Annotated in this window: 15 protein-coding genes; 9 read left to right on the forward strand and 6 right to left on the reverse strand. The window is 56.0% G+C overall.

Features of this window, described 5'->3' with window-relative positions; all coding sequences use genetic code 11:
• The 3 genes from AC2FPW_RS08790 to AC2FPW_RS08800 all read left to right on the forward strand — a co-directional run.
• A partial coding sequence (locus tag AC2FPW_RS08790) for a hypothetical protein (protein WP_496813314.1) occupies window positions 1-723 on the forward strand: 723 nt, incomplete at its 5' end.
• 157 nt (window positions 724-880) lie between these two features.
• Window positions 881-1,672, forward strand: coding sequence for a sulfotransferase family 2 domain-containing protein (locus AC2FPW_RS08795; RefSeq protein ID WP_496813316.1), 792 nt, complete (start codon window positions 881-883; stop codon window positions 1,670-1,672).
• Window positions 1,611-2,597 carry a hypothetical protein gene (locus tag AC2FPW_RS08800; protein WP_496813318.1) on the forward strand — a complete coding sequence of 329 codons (987 nt, stop codon included), beginning with the start codon at window positions 1,611-1,613 and terminating at the stop codon, window positions 2,595-2,597. Before AC2FPW_RS08795 ends, AC2FPW_RS08800 begins: the two co-directional genes overlap by 62 nt.
• A gap of 19 nt (window positions 2,598-2,616) precedes the next feature.
• On the opposite strand, the gene AC2FPW_RS08805 is transcribed toward AC2FPW_RS08800, so the two are convergent.
• Complete coding sequence (locus tag AC2FPW_RS08805; protein ID WP_496813320.1) at window positions 2,617-3,423, reverse strand: capsular polysaccharide synthesis protein; 807 nt, start codon at window positions 3,421-3,423, stop codon at window positions 2,617-2,619.
• Between the two features lie 340 nt (window positions 3,424-3,763).
• Between AC2FPW_RS08805 and AC2FPW_RS08810 the strand changes: the two genes are divergently transcribed.
• The gene (locus AC2FPW_RS08810; RefSeq protein WP_496813322.1) at window positions 3,764-5,110 is read left to right on the forward strand and encodes an O-antigen ligase family protein; all 1,347 of its coding nucleotides are present in this window, start codon (window positions 3,764-3,766) and stop codon (window positions 5,108-5,110) included.
• Between the two features lie 23 nt (window positions 5,111-5,133).
• Here AC2FPW_RS08810 and AC2FPW_RS08815 read toward each other — a convergent pair whose 3' ends face one another.
• Genes AC2FPW_RS08815 through AC2FPW_RS08830 form a run of 4 tightly spaced genes read right to left on the reverse strand, consistent with a single transcriptional unit; the run spans window position 5,134 to window position 9,038 of the window.
• Window positions 5,134-5,814 (reverse strand): polysaccharide deacetylase family protein, encoded by a 681-nt coding sequence (locus tag AC2FPW_RS08815; protein ID WP_496813324.1) that lies wholly within the window; start codon window positions 5,812-5,814, stop codon window positions 5,134-5,136.
• Entirely contained in the window at window positions 5,811-6,854 is a 1,044-nt protein-coding gene (locus AC2FPW_RS08820; protein ID WP_496813326.1) for a lipid II:glycine glycyltransferase FemX, read from the reverse strand. Before AC2FPW_RS08820 ends, AC2FPW_RS08815 begins: the two co-directional genes overlap by 4 nt.
• A gap of 7 nt (window positions 6,855-6,861) precedes the next feature.
• Window positions 6,862-8,082, reverse strand: a complete 1,221-nt coding sequence (locus tag AC2FPW_RS08825) for a GNAT family N-acetyltransferase (RefSeq protein WP_496813328.1) — start codon at window positions 8,080-8,082, stop codon at window positions 6,862-6,864.
• Window positions 8,079-9,038: a glycosyltransferase family 2 protein gene (locus tag AC2FPW_RS08830; protein ID WP_496813330.1), complete on the reverse strand. Its 960-nt coding sequence runs from the start codon at window positions 9,036-9,038 to the stop codon at window positions 8,079-8,081. Before AC2FPW_RS08830 ends, AC2FPW_RS08825 begins: the two co-directional genes overlap by 4 nt.
• 152 nt (window positions 9,039-9,190) lie before the next feature.
• Between AC2FPW_RS08830 and AC2FPW_RS08835 the strand changes: the two genes are divergently transcribed.
• The 3 genes from AC2FPW_RS08835 (at window position 9,191) to AC2FPW_RS08845 (ending at window position 12,140) form a co-directional block, all read left to right on the forward strand.
• Window positions 9,191-10,297 (forward strand): GNAT family N-acetyltransferase, encoded by a 1,107-nt coding sequence (locus AC2FPW_RS08835; RefSeq protein ID WP_496813332.1) that lies wholly within the window; start codon window positions 9,191-9,193, stop codon window positions 10,295-10,297.
• A gap of 34 nt (window positions 10,298-10,331) precedes the next feature.
• Window positions 10,332-10,964: a GNAT family N-acetyltransferase gene (locus tag AC2FPW_RS08840; RefSeq protein ID WP_496813334.1), complete on the forward strand. Its 633-nt coding sequence runs from the start codon at window positions 10,332-10,334 to the stop codon at window positions 10,962-10,964.
• A 108-nt stretch (window positions 10,965-11,072) separates the two neighbouring features.
• Window positions 11,073-12,140, forward strand: coding sequence for a DegT/DnrJ/EryC1/StrS family aminotransferase (locus AC2FPW_RS08845; RefSeq protein WP_496813336.1), 1,068 nt, complete (start codon window positions 11,073-11,075; stop codon window positions 12,138-12,140).
• 13 nt (window positions 12,141-12,153) lie between these two features.
• On the opposite strand, the gene AC2FPW_RS08850 is transcribed toward AC2FPW_RS08845, so the two are convergent.
• Window positions 12,154-13,680 (reverse strand): oligosaccharide flippase family protein, encoded by a 1,527-nt coding sequence (locus AC2FPW_RS08850; RefSeq protein ID WP_496813338.1) that lies wholly within the window; start codon window positions 13,678-13,680, stop codon window positions 12,154-12,156.
• 327 nt (window positions 13,681-14,007) lie between these two features.
• On the opposite strand from AC2FPW_RS08850, the gene AC2FPW_RS08855 reads away from it, so the two are divergent.
• A complete protein-coding gene (locus AC2FPW_RS08855) occupies window positions 14,008-15,270 on the forward strand; it encodes a nucleotide sugar dehydrogenase (protein ID WP_480529090.1) in 1,263 nt (420 codons plus the stop codon).
• Entirely contained in the window at window positions 15,257-16,513 is a 1,257-nt protein-coding gene (locus AC2FPW_RS08860; RefSeq protein ID WP_496813340.1) for a glycosyltransferase family 4 protein, read from the forward strand. The genes AC2FPW_RS08855 and AC2FPW_RS08860 overlap by 14 nt, the downstream gene beginning before the upstream one ends.
• The last annotated feature ends 63 nt before the right edge of the window (window positions 16,514-16,576 follow it).

A 16,576-nucleotide genomic window follows, 5' to 3' on the forward strand; every position in this document is an offset into this window, starting at 1 on the left:
GGTACATCCGGTACGGATACCGGTGGTACATCCGGTACGGATACCGGTGGTACATCCGGTACGGATACCGGTGGTACGTCTGGATCGACATCGCCTTCTGTCCCATCCGGTCAAATGGTCTTTGACGACTTTGTTCTGGATATCGCGAACCTGCCAGATAACGGTCAGGCCGAGCTTATCGGTGATGCGACGGTTGTGGACACGGCGTCGGGTCCGGTGATCCAACTTGACGGAGACCGGGATCTTGTGAAATTGGGGCGTCTGACCGAGTTTGAAGATTCCGAGCAGATTGCTTTCACGGTTGAGTTTACCAGATCTGAAGCAGACGGCAGCACCCAGCGTTTGGTCTGGAACAAGGGCCATGTGGGACTGACGTTGACAGGTGATGGCCTGATTGCGCATGCCGCAAACAATGATGGCAAATTCACCAAGGGATTCCATGTCGATAATCTGGGCCTGAATGATACCGAAACCCATACGATCACCTTCTTGGTCGACCAGAATGCAGATCGTCTACAGGTTCTCGTCGATGGGAATGTGGTGCTTGATGAAACCAATACCGATTTTGATTTTGTCGATGCGCACGGCGGCAAGGAATGGGGTTGGGATCTAGGTTTTGCGAGAAATCGTTATATCGATGGTGAAATCAGCGCGTTTGCAATCGACGACGAGGTCGTTTTTGTAGACACGCAGGTTGTGCAGGACGATTTTTCGATTGCCTGACACGATATGCATCGGCGAAATGTCGGCGCATATATGGTTGAAAAATTACGCTGGCTGGGTGCAAGATCGCACCTGGCCAACTGTATTTCAGGACAGACATTCCCTGCCCTGGAGAATTGCGGCTGTTTCAGGCCGATCGTGTTGAAAGTTTCGAGTTATGATTTTGTCTGACAGCCATCGTTTTGTGTTCATTCACGTGCCGAAATGTGCGGGAACGTCTGTTCGTAATGCTGTTTTGTCATTCCATGATGCAGACAGCCGGTTTCTGAAACTGGTCGAGCGACATCCTGAACTGGGTGAAATAGACTATCGTCATCTTCCACTGTCGCTGCTGCGTGACCTTGATCCTGAGGCCTTCGGGAAACTGAAGGAATACGAAAGCTATGCACTGTTGCGGGACCCGTATCAGCGCTTTCAATCGGCCATGTCGCAACGCGCCAAAATGTATCTGGGCAAGGAATTTGCGCAGCTCAGCGATGATGAAATCCGCGCAGAAACCGAGAAGGTAGTGGCATATCTTCGTTCTGATCCTGCGGTGATTTCTCCGGAATATGTGCATTTTTCCCGACAGTCCGATTTTGTCGGGATCAACGGCGAACGGTTGGTGCGCAATCTCTATCCGGTCGAACATCTTGATCTTTTTGTTCAGGCTCTGACCCGGCAGATCGGCCTCGCTTCGCTGGAAATCGGGCATGCCAACAAGACCACGGTGTTTCGTCACCCGCAGCTGAAACGGGTTATGTATGGGGGGAGTGCGCTGGCCCGTCGCGTTTTGCCTAGCCCGGTGCACGAAGCATTGCGTGTCTCCGCCCGTCGCGTTCTGATGAAATCCGGTGGCACGCAACCGCATCCGGTCTTGAGTGAACCTGTTTTCCAGGACTTTATTCGTGACTATTATGCCGAGGATATTGCCCTGCACCGGGATGTTCTGGCAGGTGTTGCAGCGTGATCCGGCAGGCAAGGAACGGAGCGGGCAGGTGCAACCGGTAAAGGAATGGCGCATACATCTGGGTGCGCATAAGACCGCGACAACACATGTTCAGGATACGCTGCTAGCACATCGGGACCAGATGGCGCGACGGGGTGTGGATTATATCCCCCGGGAAGCTTTTGGTCCGTTACAGCGCCGCTATTCAAACCCCAGTCATTGGCGAAGAAGGTTCTGGTCAAGACCATTGGCCAATCAGTTTATGCGCCAGACTCAGGCGCTGCGCGGCGGAGCAGAGACGGTTCTTGTTTCGGACGAAGATCTGCTGGGCTATTCCGACGGTTTATTGTCGCCTGTCTTTTACCCGTCTTTTCGCGGGGCGCATATTGTCACCGAGATGCAAAAAACGGCTCCTGTTACGCTCTTTCTGGGGGTGCGCTCTTATGACAGGCTGTTGCCCTCAGCCTATGCTCAGATGATGAAATCCTTTGCGCCGGATCCGTATTGGCAATCCCGGATCGGCGCGGACGTTCTGAAGACGCCGCCCAGTTGGTTCGATCTGATCGAGCGTCTTATGGCGGCCTTTCCCGGTGCAGCATTGCGGGTCTGGCGACAGGAAGACTACAGCGCACACTGGCAGAAGATTCTGACAGCTTTTGCAGGCCGGAACGTGGGTGCATTCCCACAGATTCCACCACCCACAAGAACCACATCGCCATCGCAAGAGGCGATTCACCAGGCTGAGGCTCTGGATCGTTCACTGTCAGTTGAAGAACGCCGTATGTGGGTTAAGAAGATCTTCTATAATGACGGGCCGGATGCCGTCGCTGGCACCCCGTTTCGGCCATATCAAAGTGAAACGGTCAGCGCGTTGCGACAAAAATACGAGCAGGATCTACAAAGGATCGCCCGAGATTACCCGGATATGTTGATCCGGATAGAATGATGCAGCCAACCCTTGCGGGTCAGCCGACCTTGGGGCGTTTGGGAACTTCGGTTTCCGAGACGCGCAGCAATTTCTTCGCAATTTCAAGATGCTGAGCGTTCCATTGCCAGCGTAACTTTTGTACGGGTGCCGCGCCATCGTCCAGAATGCGGGCTACCCGGGCATGATCGCGTTGCCGCAAGAGGCATTCATGTACCAGATGCGGTCCGACACATCCGAATTTAGGGACTTCACGCAGGGCGCGCCGGAACGGGCGGCGCATGTAAATCAGCAGTTCAAATAATGTCTGACACCAGAAATACAGATGCGGTTTCTGGCGATTTTTCCAATACTGAACACTGTAGTCATACCAGTCCGCCATTATAACATTTTGCGGTTCGGAGGCCAAAAACCACGTTGCCACTTCACGCGTATATCCGGGCCATGTGAACCATCGGGTTTCCGGGGTCCAGAAATAGGCAAAGAACCCTCGCTGTCCGACAATCGGCAGCCAGTCATTCAATGGTTTGATACAGAACGCGGTCGCATCCGCCCAAACACCGCCGTGTTCTTTCAAAAGCTTGAACCGCAGAATGTTGGAATAAGATTGTATCGATATTTCTGGCGAGAGCTTTGGCATATCGACAAACTCTGCGACCGTGTCCTTGTCGAGAATGCGGAGGGTCCAGTCCGGGTTTTTGTCTTGCCAGGATGCAATGCACATCCGCACGATTTCGGGGGCTTCATCAATTCCTTTATCCCAGAACATCCAGATGTTCTTGGGGATGATCCGCGGCACAGCATTATCGAACCCGTCGGGTTGTGTCTTGCCGGCTTTGCGGGTCAATCTGCGGGCAAAACTGCGAAGCTGTTTACCCTTAACCAAAGATACAAATAAAAATAACCAAGGGTTCCCGGCCAAATCCAACGCTCCTATCGTAACCCATGTCGGTGTTTTAACGACCATTCCAGAGCCGCGCCAGAAAACTATCGCGATTGGCCTGCATCTATTTTTTGCTGTGTATTCACCGCCATGCTTGCGAAACAGTCGCAAGAAATACGGGGTATTGTTTTTCCTAAAGCGGTGATGGACCCTTGGATGATGCGGATTATACTTCCCTGGCGTACACGTTAAGCATTGTTGGTAGTATCGCACCGATCAGGTGTTCTCCAGAAAGGCACGGTTCATGTCACTTGTTATGCAGTCCGGTCACCAGACCGCTGCCGGCGCGGCCGAAAAGTCCCGTCACGGGTTCATAATCGCGCTTTTGATTCTGTCTTTCGTCATGCCGTTCTTTTTCTTCTTCATCGGCCTGAGGCTGAGCGCGTATCGTTTGTATTTTCTGGCCGCCACAATTCCGGTGCTTATTCAGTGGGCCAAGGGTGCGGCAGGCCCGGTGCGGTCGCCTGACATTCTGGTTTTGCTTGCGGCGATGTGGGCGGCGTTGGCCCTGTTTGCCAACCACGGGATAGGACGTTGGCAATTCGCAGGTATTCTGGTTGTGGAAACAGTCGTTCCATATCTGTTTGCGCGCGTCCTGATCCGGGACTACGTGACATTTCGAACGGCGGTGTGGTGGCTTTTTGCCATCGTTCTGGTGTTGGTCCCCTTCGCACTGTACGAAAATATCACGGGGAAACCGATCCTGCTGAACATATTTGGCGGGGTGTTTCAGGTCTATGCAGACGTGAATCAGGAGCCGAGATTGGGGCTGGAGCGGGCGCAGGCCTCAATGCCCCATCCGATTTTGTTTGGCGTTTTCTGTTCACCCGTTCTTGCGCTGTCCTGGTATGTGCTCAGCCCGGAAGGCGCATTCTTCAAGCAAACTCAACGCTCGATTATTGTTAGTACGGCTGTTTTCAGCTCTTTGTCTTCTGGCGCCTTCATGGGGGTTATGTTGCAGGCTTTCCTGATCGCCTGGGATGAGATTCTGAAGAAGATCAAAAGCCGATGGGTGATTTTCGCCATCATATTCGGCATTATCTATACCATCCTCGAACTGGCGTCGAACCGGAATGCGTTTCAGATCATTGCGACAGAGCTTACATTCTCCGCCGGGTCTGCCTGGAACAGAATTCACATCTTCAACCACGCCATTGACGATATTTTCCGCAACCCGATTTTTGGGATTGGTCTGGGTGAATGGACTCGCCCCAAATGGATGAAGCCAAGCGTTGATAATTTCTGGCTGCTCATCGCCCTGAGATACGGGATTCCGGCCCTGATCTTTCTGGGTCTGGCCGTCATTATCGCAAGTTATCAAATCATCCGTGCTCCTTTGACTGGCCTCTATGCACGGGTTCGAACCGGATTTCTGATTTCGTTCCTAAGTCTCAGTGTGTCTGCATTCACCGTGCATTTGTGGGATGCCACCTATTGCCTGTTCATGTTCCTTCTTGGCAGCGGCATGTGGTTGATTGATGCCCGGGAAACACCCGAAGGTGAGGGCGAACAGGTGCAGGGAACATCCGCCCGACGGGAAATCCGCTATACGCGCTTTCCCAAAGGACCTGACCCGGAACCTGCCGAGTAACAAGGTTATACGTTGGAATGTGTTTAACCGGTCACCGTCCAGCGACGCCGGGTCATTCCGACGGCGCGGCGCAGGCGGCGCAGGGCGGGCATGTGACCTGACAGAACGGCCTGCATTTCATCGGGCGACATATCACCACGCAGCGAGGTGCGGGGGCGCAGGAATGCACCTTGCCGCCATTGACCACCGTCACTTGACCACGCCGTCGTATAACCTGATGCACGCAAGGCCCGTAATACCCGCGCATCGTAACGTCCGAATGGAATCCCGGCCTCGGTTATCGACCGGCCGCAGATATCCTCAAGCTGTGCCCGGGATGTCTCCAATTCCTGCCTGAGCATCGCATCGTTCAGTGTCGGCCAGCTGACATGGTCAATTCCATGGCTGCCGATCAACATACCTGCGCTCTGCAGGTTATGCAGGTGCTTCTTGTGCAGCGATCCCGTTTGCCCGAGGCGCCCGGTCAGAACAAAGAAACGTGCATGAAGACCCCGGTCAATCAGGGCGGGCAGCGCAATATCATGATCAGACAGGTTGCCATCATCAAAGGTGATTGCAACAGCCGCCGGGTCAGGCATGGCGGCAACCTGGTCAAGGACGTATTCGAATTGCTCCCGCGACAGCCAATATGGCGCTTCGCCGGGCTCCAGCGAGCGCCCGGGATCTCCGATACCGTGAAAGTTGACGCTTGTCAGGTTGGTCATTTTCGCCGCCTCTTCAAAAGCGAATGCAGCGTTTCCGCGGCGCGGATCGCAGGCGCAGTTAGCCCTTTGGGTTGGAACTCGTAAGGGCCTGCCGCCTGTAGGTCTGCCCCCCCGGTGCGGTGCTTGAACCGTGTGACCGTTGGGTTTGAATCAGGGTCTATACCGCCCAGATCGTAGAACTTCATGCCCAGTTCTTTGCAGCGTAGAATGGAATGCCACATCAGGTAGTGTCCGGCATTCAGCCGTCGCCCGGCTTCAGCTGTGGCGCCGAAAAGGTAGACGGCGTTGATGCCGGCTCTGCCAATGGTCATGCCGGCGATGTCAGCACCGTCCTTCCGAGCGAACAGAACCTCATGGTCAAAATCGGACCCTGTAAGCCCATAGTAAAATTCGGGGGGAATATCCGGGCGAAACCCCTTGGTGGCCTGTACGTCTTGATATAGCGCGTGAAACCGGCTGCGAGCCTCTGCAATCGGAATGATATCCAACTCCAGCCCAGCCTTGAGCGCATTGCGCAGCGGATTGCGCCACTTGCCGTGCAGCGCGCGCATCAGCGTGTCTTCGTCCTGATCACAGTCTACTACGACAGTTCTGTAAGATGGGGACCGCTCTGAGTGGACAAAACCCTGGCTGGCGGCCAGTTCGTCGAGGGAGGGCACGTCATAGCGGGTAATCACCGGAAAACGCAGGCGCAGGATATGTCCTGTTGCTGTCGCATGCGCGCGCAGTGCCGCGAGCACCGCCTGCACGGTTTCGGGCGAGGGATCGGGGTGATCCCGATGCCGGAGCAATGGTCCCGCTGCAATCCATGCGATTCCGCGCCCAAGCGCGGGCAGGCGTTTGATGCGCAAGCACGCGGCGGCGACGATCTGTCCAGACGGGGTTTCCACCCGGACGAATTGTGGTTCTGCCCCGATCCGCCGTGCGGCTGCCTGTGCATAGGTCAGGCTCTGTTCATAGGTCAGATCCTGAAAAGCGGCGCTGCAGTCCAGCCAATCGGATGCAGACAGGATATGAAGAGATAGGGGTTCAGGGGTCATGATGGATTTATATCCTTGTCCTGACCCAGGCGGCCCATAAGGGTTTATGCCTCAGTGGAAGGATCGCTCTCAGGCGTGGAGTCAGGCGACCGAACCAGAGCCTGTAATAGGCCAGATGCAGCAGGCGCGCCCAACCCAGGCAGAGTTTGAGACGTATCGCGGCAAAGCCCGATTGCCGCGAGATGATCAGGCGGTGGGTGGGAACTGCTTCACCACCGTAGATCAGCTTGTAGCCGTAATCGCCAATCCCGGCCTCAATCCGTGTGATGCCGCCCTCAATCAGTTCTTCGATCATCTGAACCAGGCCGATCTTTCCCAGACTCAAACGTTCAAGCTCGGGGTCGGTTGATCTGGCGGGCAGGCGCCAGTGGCAGACCTGACCGGAAACCAGGCAGAACTGGGTTGCCAGAGCTGAACTGTGGCCGTGCTGCTCGACAAACCATGTTTTTTCGCTGGTTAGGGTCACTTTGGCAAGCTCACTGTAAAAGGCCTCACTCCCGGCCCAGTCGGTGAAATGGCCACCTTTTCCGGCCTTTTGCCATTGTTGGTTGTGAAACCTGACAAAGTCCTGGAATTGCACCGCGTCGGGATGGGTCACTTGCGTTGTCAGCCCATGGTCACTTTGCAGGCGTTTTAGATCCCGTCGATACTGATTGCGCCGCTTCTTGGACAATCGGCTCAGATAGCCGTCAAAGCTGCCGGGAAGCTCAAAGACGGTGTGTGTGCCCGCAGCACGATCCTGCAACGCCAATGGCGGGTGGGAAGACGCGTAATGGGCCACCGCATCACGCGCAGCGTGCAGAACCTGTCCGCGCTCGGATGCGGGGGTGAAGCTGATCAGATCGGCACACCCCCGCCCGAGAAGGTCAGACAGTGCCTCCGTCAGGCTGGGTGTCACGGCCCACTCTTCGGCTGCCAGGCGAAAAACCACTGTGTTTGGGTCTGTTGCAGCAAGTTTTGCGATACGTATCCTGATTGGCCCCAGCCAGACCGCGTGGATCATGAAAGGGATCAGGGCCACGAGATGCCCGTTCGCATTGCGCACCACCAATGCGCGAAGTGTTCGCCCCTGCCCAAAGTGCATCCACCATGTCAGTACCCAAACCGGGTTGGCATAGATATCCGCGCCCACCCGATCGGCAAGAGCGATCCATTCTTCCACCATGTCGCTCAGAGGTTCCACCCCATCAACCCACTGGAATGACAACTGGTTTGAAGCTTCGGTCACTCGACCGGTTCCTGTCTGATCAGATGATACCGCAAGGAAGCGCGCGCAAGCCGTCGTCGTGCGGCAGCTTCGTCATGTTGTCCGGTGGCAGACATCAGGAAACGCAATATAGAGGATCCGACAAAGATGGCCCGCCCACAGAACGCCCCCCAAAGGCCGTAGTGCTTGCGTAAATAGATCATTTTGCTTTTTTGCATTTGCACGAACATGCGTGACCGGATCTGAACCGTGCTTTTGCCACCCCCGTCCAGATGCAGAATTTGCGCTGCGGGGGAAAATACGCAAGACCATCCGGCGTCGCGAATGCGGCGGCACCAGTCGGCCTCTTCAGAATAGACAAAGAATGCTTCATCCAACGGGCCAACCGCTTCGAACACGTGACGGGGTACCAGCATGAACATGCCCGAAACCACATCAACCGGTCGTTCGGACTTTCGGTCCCAGTCTCCATATTCGGCATGGCCCAGAAGCCGGTTTTGCGGCGACAGGCGATGCAGCCCGAATTCGATCAGCGCAAGATTGGCAGGCCCGGGATCGGCAAAGCAGGTGCGCTGAATGGTGTTCTCATCCTCCAGCACCTGGCAACCGAGGCATCCCACATCGGGATGCTGCCCAAGCCAGTGGACCATTGTGTCGATCGCGCCGTCCAGAATGATGGTGTCGGGGTTGAGCAACAACAAGGTGTCCCCTTGCGCGATTTCCAATCCTTGATTGTTGGCGGCAGCAAAGCCCCGGTTGGTCTTATTCGCGATCAGCCGCACCCGAGGGAATTCTGTTCGCACGAGTTCGGCCGAGCCATCGTTTGATGCATTATCGACGACAATGATCTCATGCGGCATCATTGTTTCGCGTACGATGGACATCAGGCAATCCCGAAGAATATCCCGGGTGTTCCAGTTCACGATCACGATTGAAACAGCGCAGGCAGTTGACGTGCTGTTTGGTGATGAAATCATTATACTCTATTCTCGTTAACCATTCACATTTCAAATTACTTAGTCATTGTTTCATTCTATGAATACACTGACCACGATCCTCTGAAGGCAATTGTTGTTTTATAGCAGTCGTAAAAGTCAAAGCGTATAGACCAGTATATTGAGGTAATAGTTTGACAGCGCCGGACCTTCGAACCCAAGACGATATCGTGGTCGACTGTAGTGAATCCCTGAACACGGAACAACGCGCGGACTGGGATAGATTCCTGAAAGGGGCAAAACACCAGCACCCGCGGCAATCTCTGGTTTTTGCCCGTTCCGAGCAAGCCTCGGGTCGAAAGGTTCTGTATGCCCGCGCCCACTGCGGGGGCGGCGCTCTGGTGGCTGTTGGCCTACTTTCGCTTGAGCCGCACCCTTTTTTGCCCGGTGCCTGGTCCAAAGCTTATTGCCTGAGCGGCCCGGTATGCGACGACGCCCACAACATGGCTGCGTTTCTGAAGGCCCTTTGCGAACATCCTGAACTGGCCAGCGTGGGCAGTCTGAATGTCACCCCATTCTGGACAGAACAGGACGCGGTAACAATGGATGGCGTTCTGGCCGGGGACGGTTGGCGGGTTTCCGAAGAGGAGCAGTTCCGCGAAACCGGGTGGGTGGATATATCCGGGACCCGCGAGGAGATCATGAAAAGTTTCTCCAAAAGCGCCCGGCGCGAAGTCCGCCGCGCTGAACGGCAGGGCGTTACCTTCCGCATTGCAGAAACAAGCGAAGAGTTCGGCATCTTTCTAAGCAGCATGAACCGCCTGCGCGCCACGCGCGGATTGGAAGAATTGGACGTCGCTACATATGAGACGACATTCGAAGACGTGCTGCGCCCTGATGATATTGGAACCGTGATCATGGCCTGGCAGGAGGATGCGTTTCTGGCTGGCTTGTTGGTCTATCGCAGCAAAGACGTCGTGCATGGGCGTCACTTCACAACCGAGCCGGAACATCTCAGGGCTGCCGGCAATCTGCGTATCGCACCGGCATTGTGGCTTGAGGCGATGTGCTGGGCGCAGCAAAAAGGATGCGGCATCCTGGATGTAGAGGGGTATCGCGCTCCGGTTGCGGGTGACAAGAAGTTCAACATCCACAAGTACAAGTCGGAATTCGGGCCGCGCAGTATTCGACGGATTTCCGAGCGGCAGAAAATTGTGAACCGACATGTGTTTCTAACCGGAAATGCCCGTGATCTGCTGCGGGGGCATCTGAAAAAGGTCAAACGGGCGATCATGGGATGAAGCCTGGATGTGAGAACGATCGGCGGTGCTGAAGATGAAGTTAGCAAAGAAAGGCAAGATACAGCTGATCCAGGGCGCGGCGCGGCTGGGGCCGGGAATGCTGATCAAACAGGTCTGGCTGGCCTTTCTCGACAGTTTTGTACGCAAACGCCATCTGGTGTTCAGGCTCGATACTCAGAACAGCAGCATGTCGCAACCCGCTCTGAGCGGGGTTGGACGCTTGCGCGAGGTTTTGTCTGCGGACGAACTGGATCAGCCGGATCTGGCTTGGTTGACCGATCCACTGGCTGCGCATGACTGGGGTACTGTGGACTGGCTGGCACTCGGGTGGCGGCTTTGGGTGCTGGAGGAGGATGACAATGTGCAAGCCCTTGCCTGGGTGCGCGATGCGACGCACAGCCGCGATTTCTTTGTCCCCCTAGGCGAGAGGGAGGAGCTGTTTTGGCATGTCTATGTCCTGCCGGATTATCGAGGTCGCAACTTGCAGGAACGGCTATGGCGGATGATTGCGGCGGACCGGGCTTCGGATGGGGTCGAGGGGATTTTCACCAATTGCAGAGATTACAATCTGCCGTCCCGCAAGAATATTCTGAAAATGGGCTTTTCCCCTGTGGGGCAGTGTGACGAAAACCGGATCATGCGCCGCCGGGTTTGGCGAAGCTATTGAACTTTACAGGCTGACATGACCACTAAACCCACCCGGAACACCTTGTATTGTGGCGACCCCCCGATGCGCTTTTCCAACCTTTTCCGGTCGGACCCGGAGGGGGGTTATATGTCTCTGTTCAAGGGGCGTCGGGCGTTTCCAAGCTATAACACCCGTGTTGCGATCCGGGCGGCCTGCGACTTGTTGGAATTGCAGCCCGGGGATGAGGTTCTGGCACCGGCCTACAATTGTGGATCGGAAGTTGATCCGTTGATCCATGCGGGTTTGTCGGTCCGGCTGTTTCCGGTGGCGCAAGATCTGATTGCTGATCCTGCTCGGATCGAGCCGCTGATCTCTCCACGGACCAAAGTGCTCTATGTCATCCACTATTTCGGGGTTATTCAGCCGGCACTGGCAGAGCTGCGCGAGCTGTGCGACCGGCATGGATTGCGGATGATTGAGGATTGCGCGCTAAGTCTTCTGAGCGGGGCATCACCCGCCGAAGGTCGTACCGGTGACGTGTCGGTGTTTTGCTTTTATAAATTTGTTCCGGTTCTGGGCGGTGGTGCGTTGGTGATCAATGCGCCGGATTTGCAAAGCGTCAATCCGTTCAACCGTCCTGCACCGCGCAAGGTTGTCGTGAAAACGCTGGTGCGTACTGGTCTGACCGCCGCGCTTGGTTCAACGCGCGCAAAGGGAATGGTACAGGCGCTAAAGGGCAAGCCTGTGGCTGAGAATGCCCCCCCCCTTGAGAACGATAAGTTGGAGGATATTCCGGGGCACTACTATTTTGACCCGGCTCTTCTGAACGCAGGGATGAGCGTTTTTGCTTCCCGACCCTTGAAATCATTTTCCGTCTCTCAGGCGATATCAGCCCGGCGGTCAAACTGGCAGCGATACAGGGATCTGCTTGAAGGAAGTCCGGGTGTTCGCCTGTTGCTGCCCGAGCTTGCACCGGAGACCTGCCCCCTCAACATGTCGGTGATGGTGGCAGACAGGGACCGGGTCGTTCAGACTTTGCAAAGTAAGGGAATAGGGGCGACGCCGTGGTGGGCGGGGTTCAACCGCAACCTGGACTGGAGCGGTCAGGAAGAGGCAATGGCGCTGAAGAACAAGGCGCTGTCCCTGCCTTTGCACCAGTACCTCGGGGCGGCGCATCTGGACTATATCATCGCCCAATTACAAGCGGCGCTGTAACGGCATCCCTGGTTCAGGCGCGCTCGCGCCGGAGATGACCGCGCAGACGGGACAGCAGTGAAAAGACCAGTGTTTCAAACCCTTCGGGCCGACCCGCCATGACCCACAGCAGAAGGTGAGTCAATGTGTAGGTGATTACGCCAACGCAGACTTTGACCAGAACGATCACCATGAGGCGCGGGACATGTGCCCCGGTGTGCAGAAGCATATCAGCAAAGATCACCAAGGCGATCATGACGGCGCAGGACAGGATGCTGCGCCAGGCGACGGTCAGCGGTTCAAACAGGCCACCCTTGCCGAACCTTCTGGCAATGATCAGGGTGATAATGAGCGCGGTAAAGCTGGACAGGCCAGCTGCCGCCAGCGCGCCACGAAAGTCAAACTTGGTACCGACCCACATGAAAAAACAGACCAAAGCCAACAAGGTTGCGTTCCGGATGAACAGAATACGCGTTGACCCTTCGATATAGCTGGCGGCTCGAACATTCGCCTGTAGTGTTTCCAAGGCTTTGAGTGGCGCCAGGACCCAGATGACCTGAGCTGCGGCGATCCATTTGTATCCCATACCGACAAGGATCATGTCTTCCGAAATCAGCGCAGTTCCGATGCTGATCGGCAGAACGAAAGCCAGCAGCATCTCGTTGATGCGCATAAACGCTTTCTGGTTTTGCCCGGTTGATCGTGAGACATCTGCCAGACCCGGGTAGATCACGCGTTGCAACGGGGCAAATAACTGTGTCGTCACAATCGTGGTGATGCGGCTGCCGGCCCGGAAAATCCCTGCATCTGCAAGGCCAAGAGTTGCGCCGATAACAATCTGGGGCATGTTGTTGGCCAAAAACTGGGACAGTTGCGCGCCCATGGACCAGGAGGAAAAAGACAGGCTTTCCCGCCAACGAGATACCGAAAGCCTGGGAAACATCGGAGCAGTTGCGAATGTCCAAATGTTTCGGGTCGCAGCACCGACAAACAGGGCCACAATAATCGCCCAGAAATCCTGCCACAGCCATGACAGATAGATGGCGACACTGGCATAAGCGATACGATTGAACGTTTCCTCTGCTGCGGCCAGCGAAAACCTTAGGCCGCGTTCATACAGAAGAAAACGTGGGCTGCGCAGGGCGAGCAAAACCGAAATCGCTGCAACTGCAGGTAAAATTTCGACAAGTTCAGGTATGCCGAGCAAAGCTACTAGGGGTTTTGACAGCCAGACCAACGCGCCAGCTATCAATCCAAGTAGAATTTGCATGGTGAAGACTGTGTCGAGATGTTCGTGGGTTATATCATCCAATCGGATCAACACGATGCTGACCTGGCGCTGCAGCATCTCAAGCAGTGCGGTCGCAATTATGAAATAGGCAATGATACCAAAGTCTTCAGGCCTGAGAAGGCGGGCAGTGATGGCGAGCGTTGCAAAACCCAACGCCTGCCTGAAGAGGCCGGACGCCAAGAGAGTCGCAGCGCCCACTGCTAGGGCAGATCTGCGAGTCAGCATGCTGGAAGGCAAGCCTACTTTAGGAGAATGCGTCAATCGCACCATCTTTCTACATTTAGAACAAAAAACAATTTAACGCCTCAGTGTTTCTGGTTTTGCCTTCTCCCAAGGCAGATCTGGGCATGTCACCGGTAACTTTTGTGGCAATCCAGGCCAGTCGTTGGTAATCAGTTTGAAGGTTGTTATTCATCTAGTGACAGGGTCACATGATCTACGCTCAGTGTCAGAAAGCGTTGCCACATTTCAAGGAAAAATTGCGATTACTCCCACAATTTGAAATCAATTTGAGCAAGGACATCGGGTATGTGAAGCCTTGTATTCGATTTAGAAACAATTGAGTGACGACACCAGTTTTCAAGACGGTATGACAGTATGAAGATTGCGATTTTTGGTTTGGGGTATGTGGGGTTCACGGCAGCGTGCTGTCTGACCCGTGAAGGGCACGAGGTGATCGGCATTGATGTGAATGCCGACAAGGTGTCCGAAATCAACGCAGGCCAGCCCCCGATCAAGGAACCGAAAGTGGCCGGGTTACTGACCGAGGCGCTTGGGAAAAATCTGATCCGCGCCGTGGTCGAGATGCCGGATCTCGGGGATGTGGATCTGGCCATTGTCTGTGTGGGCACGCCCAGTTCCACCGATGGCTCGCATAACATGAGCTTTGTGGCCGAGGTGACGCGCCAGATCGCCGAAACCGTATCGCCCGACCGCGCGCGACCTCTGACGGTGGCCTATCGGTCAACCTTCCGGCCAGGCACCGTGCGGCAGCTGATCGAGCCGATCTTCCAAAGCTATCTGGGCGAGCGAACGGCGCAGGCGGTCGAGATCGTCTATAACCCCGAATTCCTGCGCGAGGCGTCGGCGGTGGATGATTTCTTCAACCCGCCCAAGATCGTTGTTGGTACAGCCGATGGTAATCGCTCGGCGGTAATGGACGAAATGCACGAGGGTCTGGACGCGCCGGTGTTCTACACCGCTTTTGAAGAGGCCGAGATCACCAAATTCGTTGACAACACCTGGCATGCCACCAAGGTGGCCTTCGCCAATGAGATCGGCCGTATCTGCCACAGTATGGGCGTGTCCGCCAAAACCATGCACGAGATTTTCGTCTCGGATACCAAGCTGAACATCTCGGCCTATTACACCCGCCCGGGCGGTGCGTTCGGGGGCTCGTGCCTGCCCAAGGATGTGCGCGCGCTGCAGCATATCGCCGGCGAGGTGGGAGCCCATACCCATCTGATCGACAGCCTGTTGCAGACCAATCAGGCGCACAAGACCTATCAGGCGCAGGACATCATGGCGCGGCTGCCCGAAGGCGGCCGGGTGCTGATGGCGGGACTGGCCTTCAAGGCCGGAACTGATGATCTGCGCGAAAGCCCCAATGTCGATATTGCCCGGCGTCTGCTGCAGGCGGGGTATCAGCTGTCGGTCTATGATCCGGCCATCAAACCTGCCGATCTGCGGGGGCAGAACCTGGGTTATGCCTTTACCCACCTGCCCAATGTGGGCCGCCTGCTGGTTGATCGCGCCACGGCCGAGGCCGGGCCATGGGATTTGGTGGTCGGATCGAACCGGATCGTGAACGAGCTGAACCTTGGCGATGCAGAGGTGATAAGAACCTATGAATATGACTAGCCCTGTGTCCGCCGTTCAGCCGATCTCGTTCGACGAGCTGCGCCAGAGCCAGCCGCTGAAAGGGCTGAAGGTTCTGATCGTGGTGGAAAACCTGCCCGTGCCCTTCGACCGCCGCGTCTGGATGGAGGCGCGCACGCTGGCTGCCGCAGGCGCGCTGGTCTCGGTTATCTGCCCCACCGGCAAGGGCCATGAGGAACGTGTCTGGGAAGATGAAGGCATCAAGGTCTACCGCCACCCGTTGCCGTTGGATGCCAGTGGCGCGTTGGGATATTTGCTGGAATATGGCGCGGCGCTGTTCTGGGAAAGCTGGCTGTCACTGAAGATCAAGTTCACCCGAGGGTTTCATGTCATCCATGGCTGCAACCCGCCCGATCTGATCTTTCTGGTGGCGCTGCCCTTCAAGCTGTTTGGCGTGCGCTATCTGTTCGATCACCACGACATCAACCCCGAGCTTTACGAGGCCAAGTTCGACAAGCGCGGCTTCTTCTGGAAGCTGATGAAGACGTTCGAGCGGCTGACCTTCGCCTCGGCACGGGTGTCGATTGCCACCAATGAAAGCTATCGCAAGATCGCCATTGAACGCGGCGGCATGGCGCCCGAGGATGTCTTTGTGGTTCGCTCGGGCCCCGATCTGAGCCGGTTGCAGCACCTGCCCCCGAACCCGGCATGGCGCAACGGGCGGACATACATGGTGGGCTATGTCGGCGTCATGGGCGATCAGGAAGGGATCGACCTGCTGCTGGAATCCGTGGCGCATCTGGTGCAGGTTCAGGGGCGCGACGACATCCAGTTCTGCCTTGTGGGCGGGGGGCCCAGCCTGGACAAGCTGCGCGAACAATCTGCTGAAATGGGCCTGTCAGACTATGTCACCTTCACCGGCCGTGCGCCGGATCATGATCTGTTCGAGATCCTGTCAACCGCAGATGTCTGCGTGAACCCGGACCGGGTGAACGAGATGAATGACAAATCCACCATGAACAAGATCCTTGAATACATGGCCTTCGAGAAACCCATCGTTCAGTTCGACGTGACCGAAGGGCGGTTCTCGGCGCAGGAGGCCTCGCTTTACGCCAAGGCCAACGATCCGATGGATATGGCCGACAAGATCACCGAGCTGCTGGCAGATGACGCCCGCCGCACCGCCATGGGCCGCTATGGCCGCGCCCGGGTCGAGGCGGAAATGGCCTGGCCCCATCAGGTCCCTGCGCTGATCGCGGCGTATCAGCGGATCTGGAAAGGGTAGGGCCCTATCTTCGCTCGTTGGCAGCTCTTTCGCTTATGTGCATTTGTCTAGTTCAGGCCTTCG

The organism is Ruegeria sp. SATB027, from assembly GCF_059613825.1.

Bases quoted from the DNA above. Each gene is read 5' to 3' on its own strand.
- AC2FPW_RS08795 (WP_496813316.1), top strand. From the start codon at position 881: ATGATTTTGTCTGACAGCCATCGTTTTGTGTTCATTCACGTGCCGAAA.
- AC2FPW_RS08810 (WP_496813322.1), top strand. From the start codon at position 3,764: ATGTCACTTGTTATGCAGTCCGGTCACCAGACCGCTGCCGGCGCGGCC.
- AC2FPW_RS08815 (WP_496813324.1), bottom strand. From the start codon at position 5,814: ATGACCAACCTGACAAGCGTCAACTTTCACGGTATCGGAGATCCCGGG.
- AC2FPW_RS08820 (WP_496813326.1), bottom strand. From the start codon at position 6,854: ATGACCCCTGAACCCCTATCTCTTCATATCCTGTCTGCATCCGATTGG.
- AC2FPW_RS08830 (WP_496813330.1), bottom strand. From the start codon at position 9,038: ATGATTTCATCACCAAACAGCACGTCAACTGCCTGCGCTGTTTCAATC.
- AC2FPW_RS08840 (WP_496813334.1), top strand. From the start codon at position 10,332: ATGAAGTTAGCAAAGAAAGGCAAGATACAGCTGATCCAGGGCGCGGCG.
- AC2FPW_RS08845 (WP_496813336.1), top strand. From the start codon at position 11,073: ATGTCTCTGTTCAAGGGGCGTCGGGCGTTTCCAAGCTATAACACCCGT.
- AC2FPW_RS08850 (WP_496813338.1), bottom strand. From the start codon at position 13,680: ATGGTGCGATTGACGCATTCTCCTAAAGTAGGCTTGCCTTCCAGCATG.
- AC2FPW_RS08855 (WP_480529090.1), top strand. From the start codon at position 14,008: ATGAAGATTGCGATTTTTGGTTTGGGGTATGTGGGGTTCACGGCAGCG.
- AC2FPW_RS08860 (WP_496813340.1), top strand. From the start codon at position 15,257: ATGAATATGACTAGCCCTGTGTCCGCCGTTCAGCCGATCTCGTTCGAC.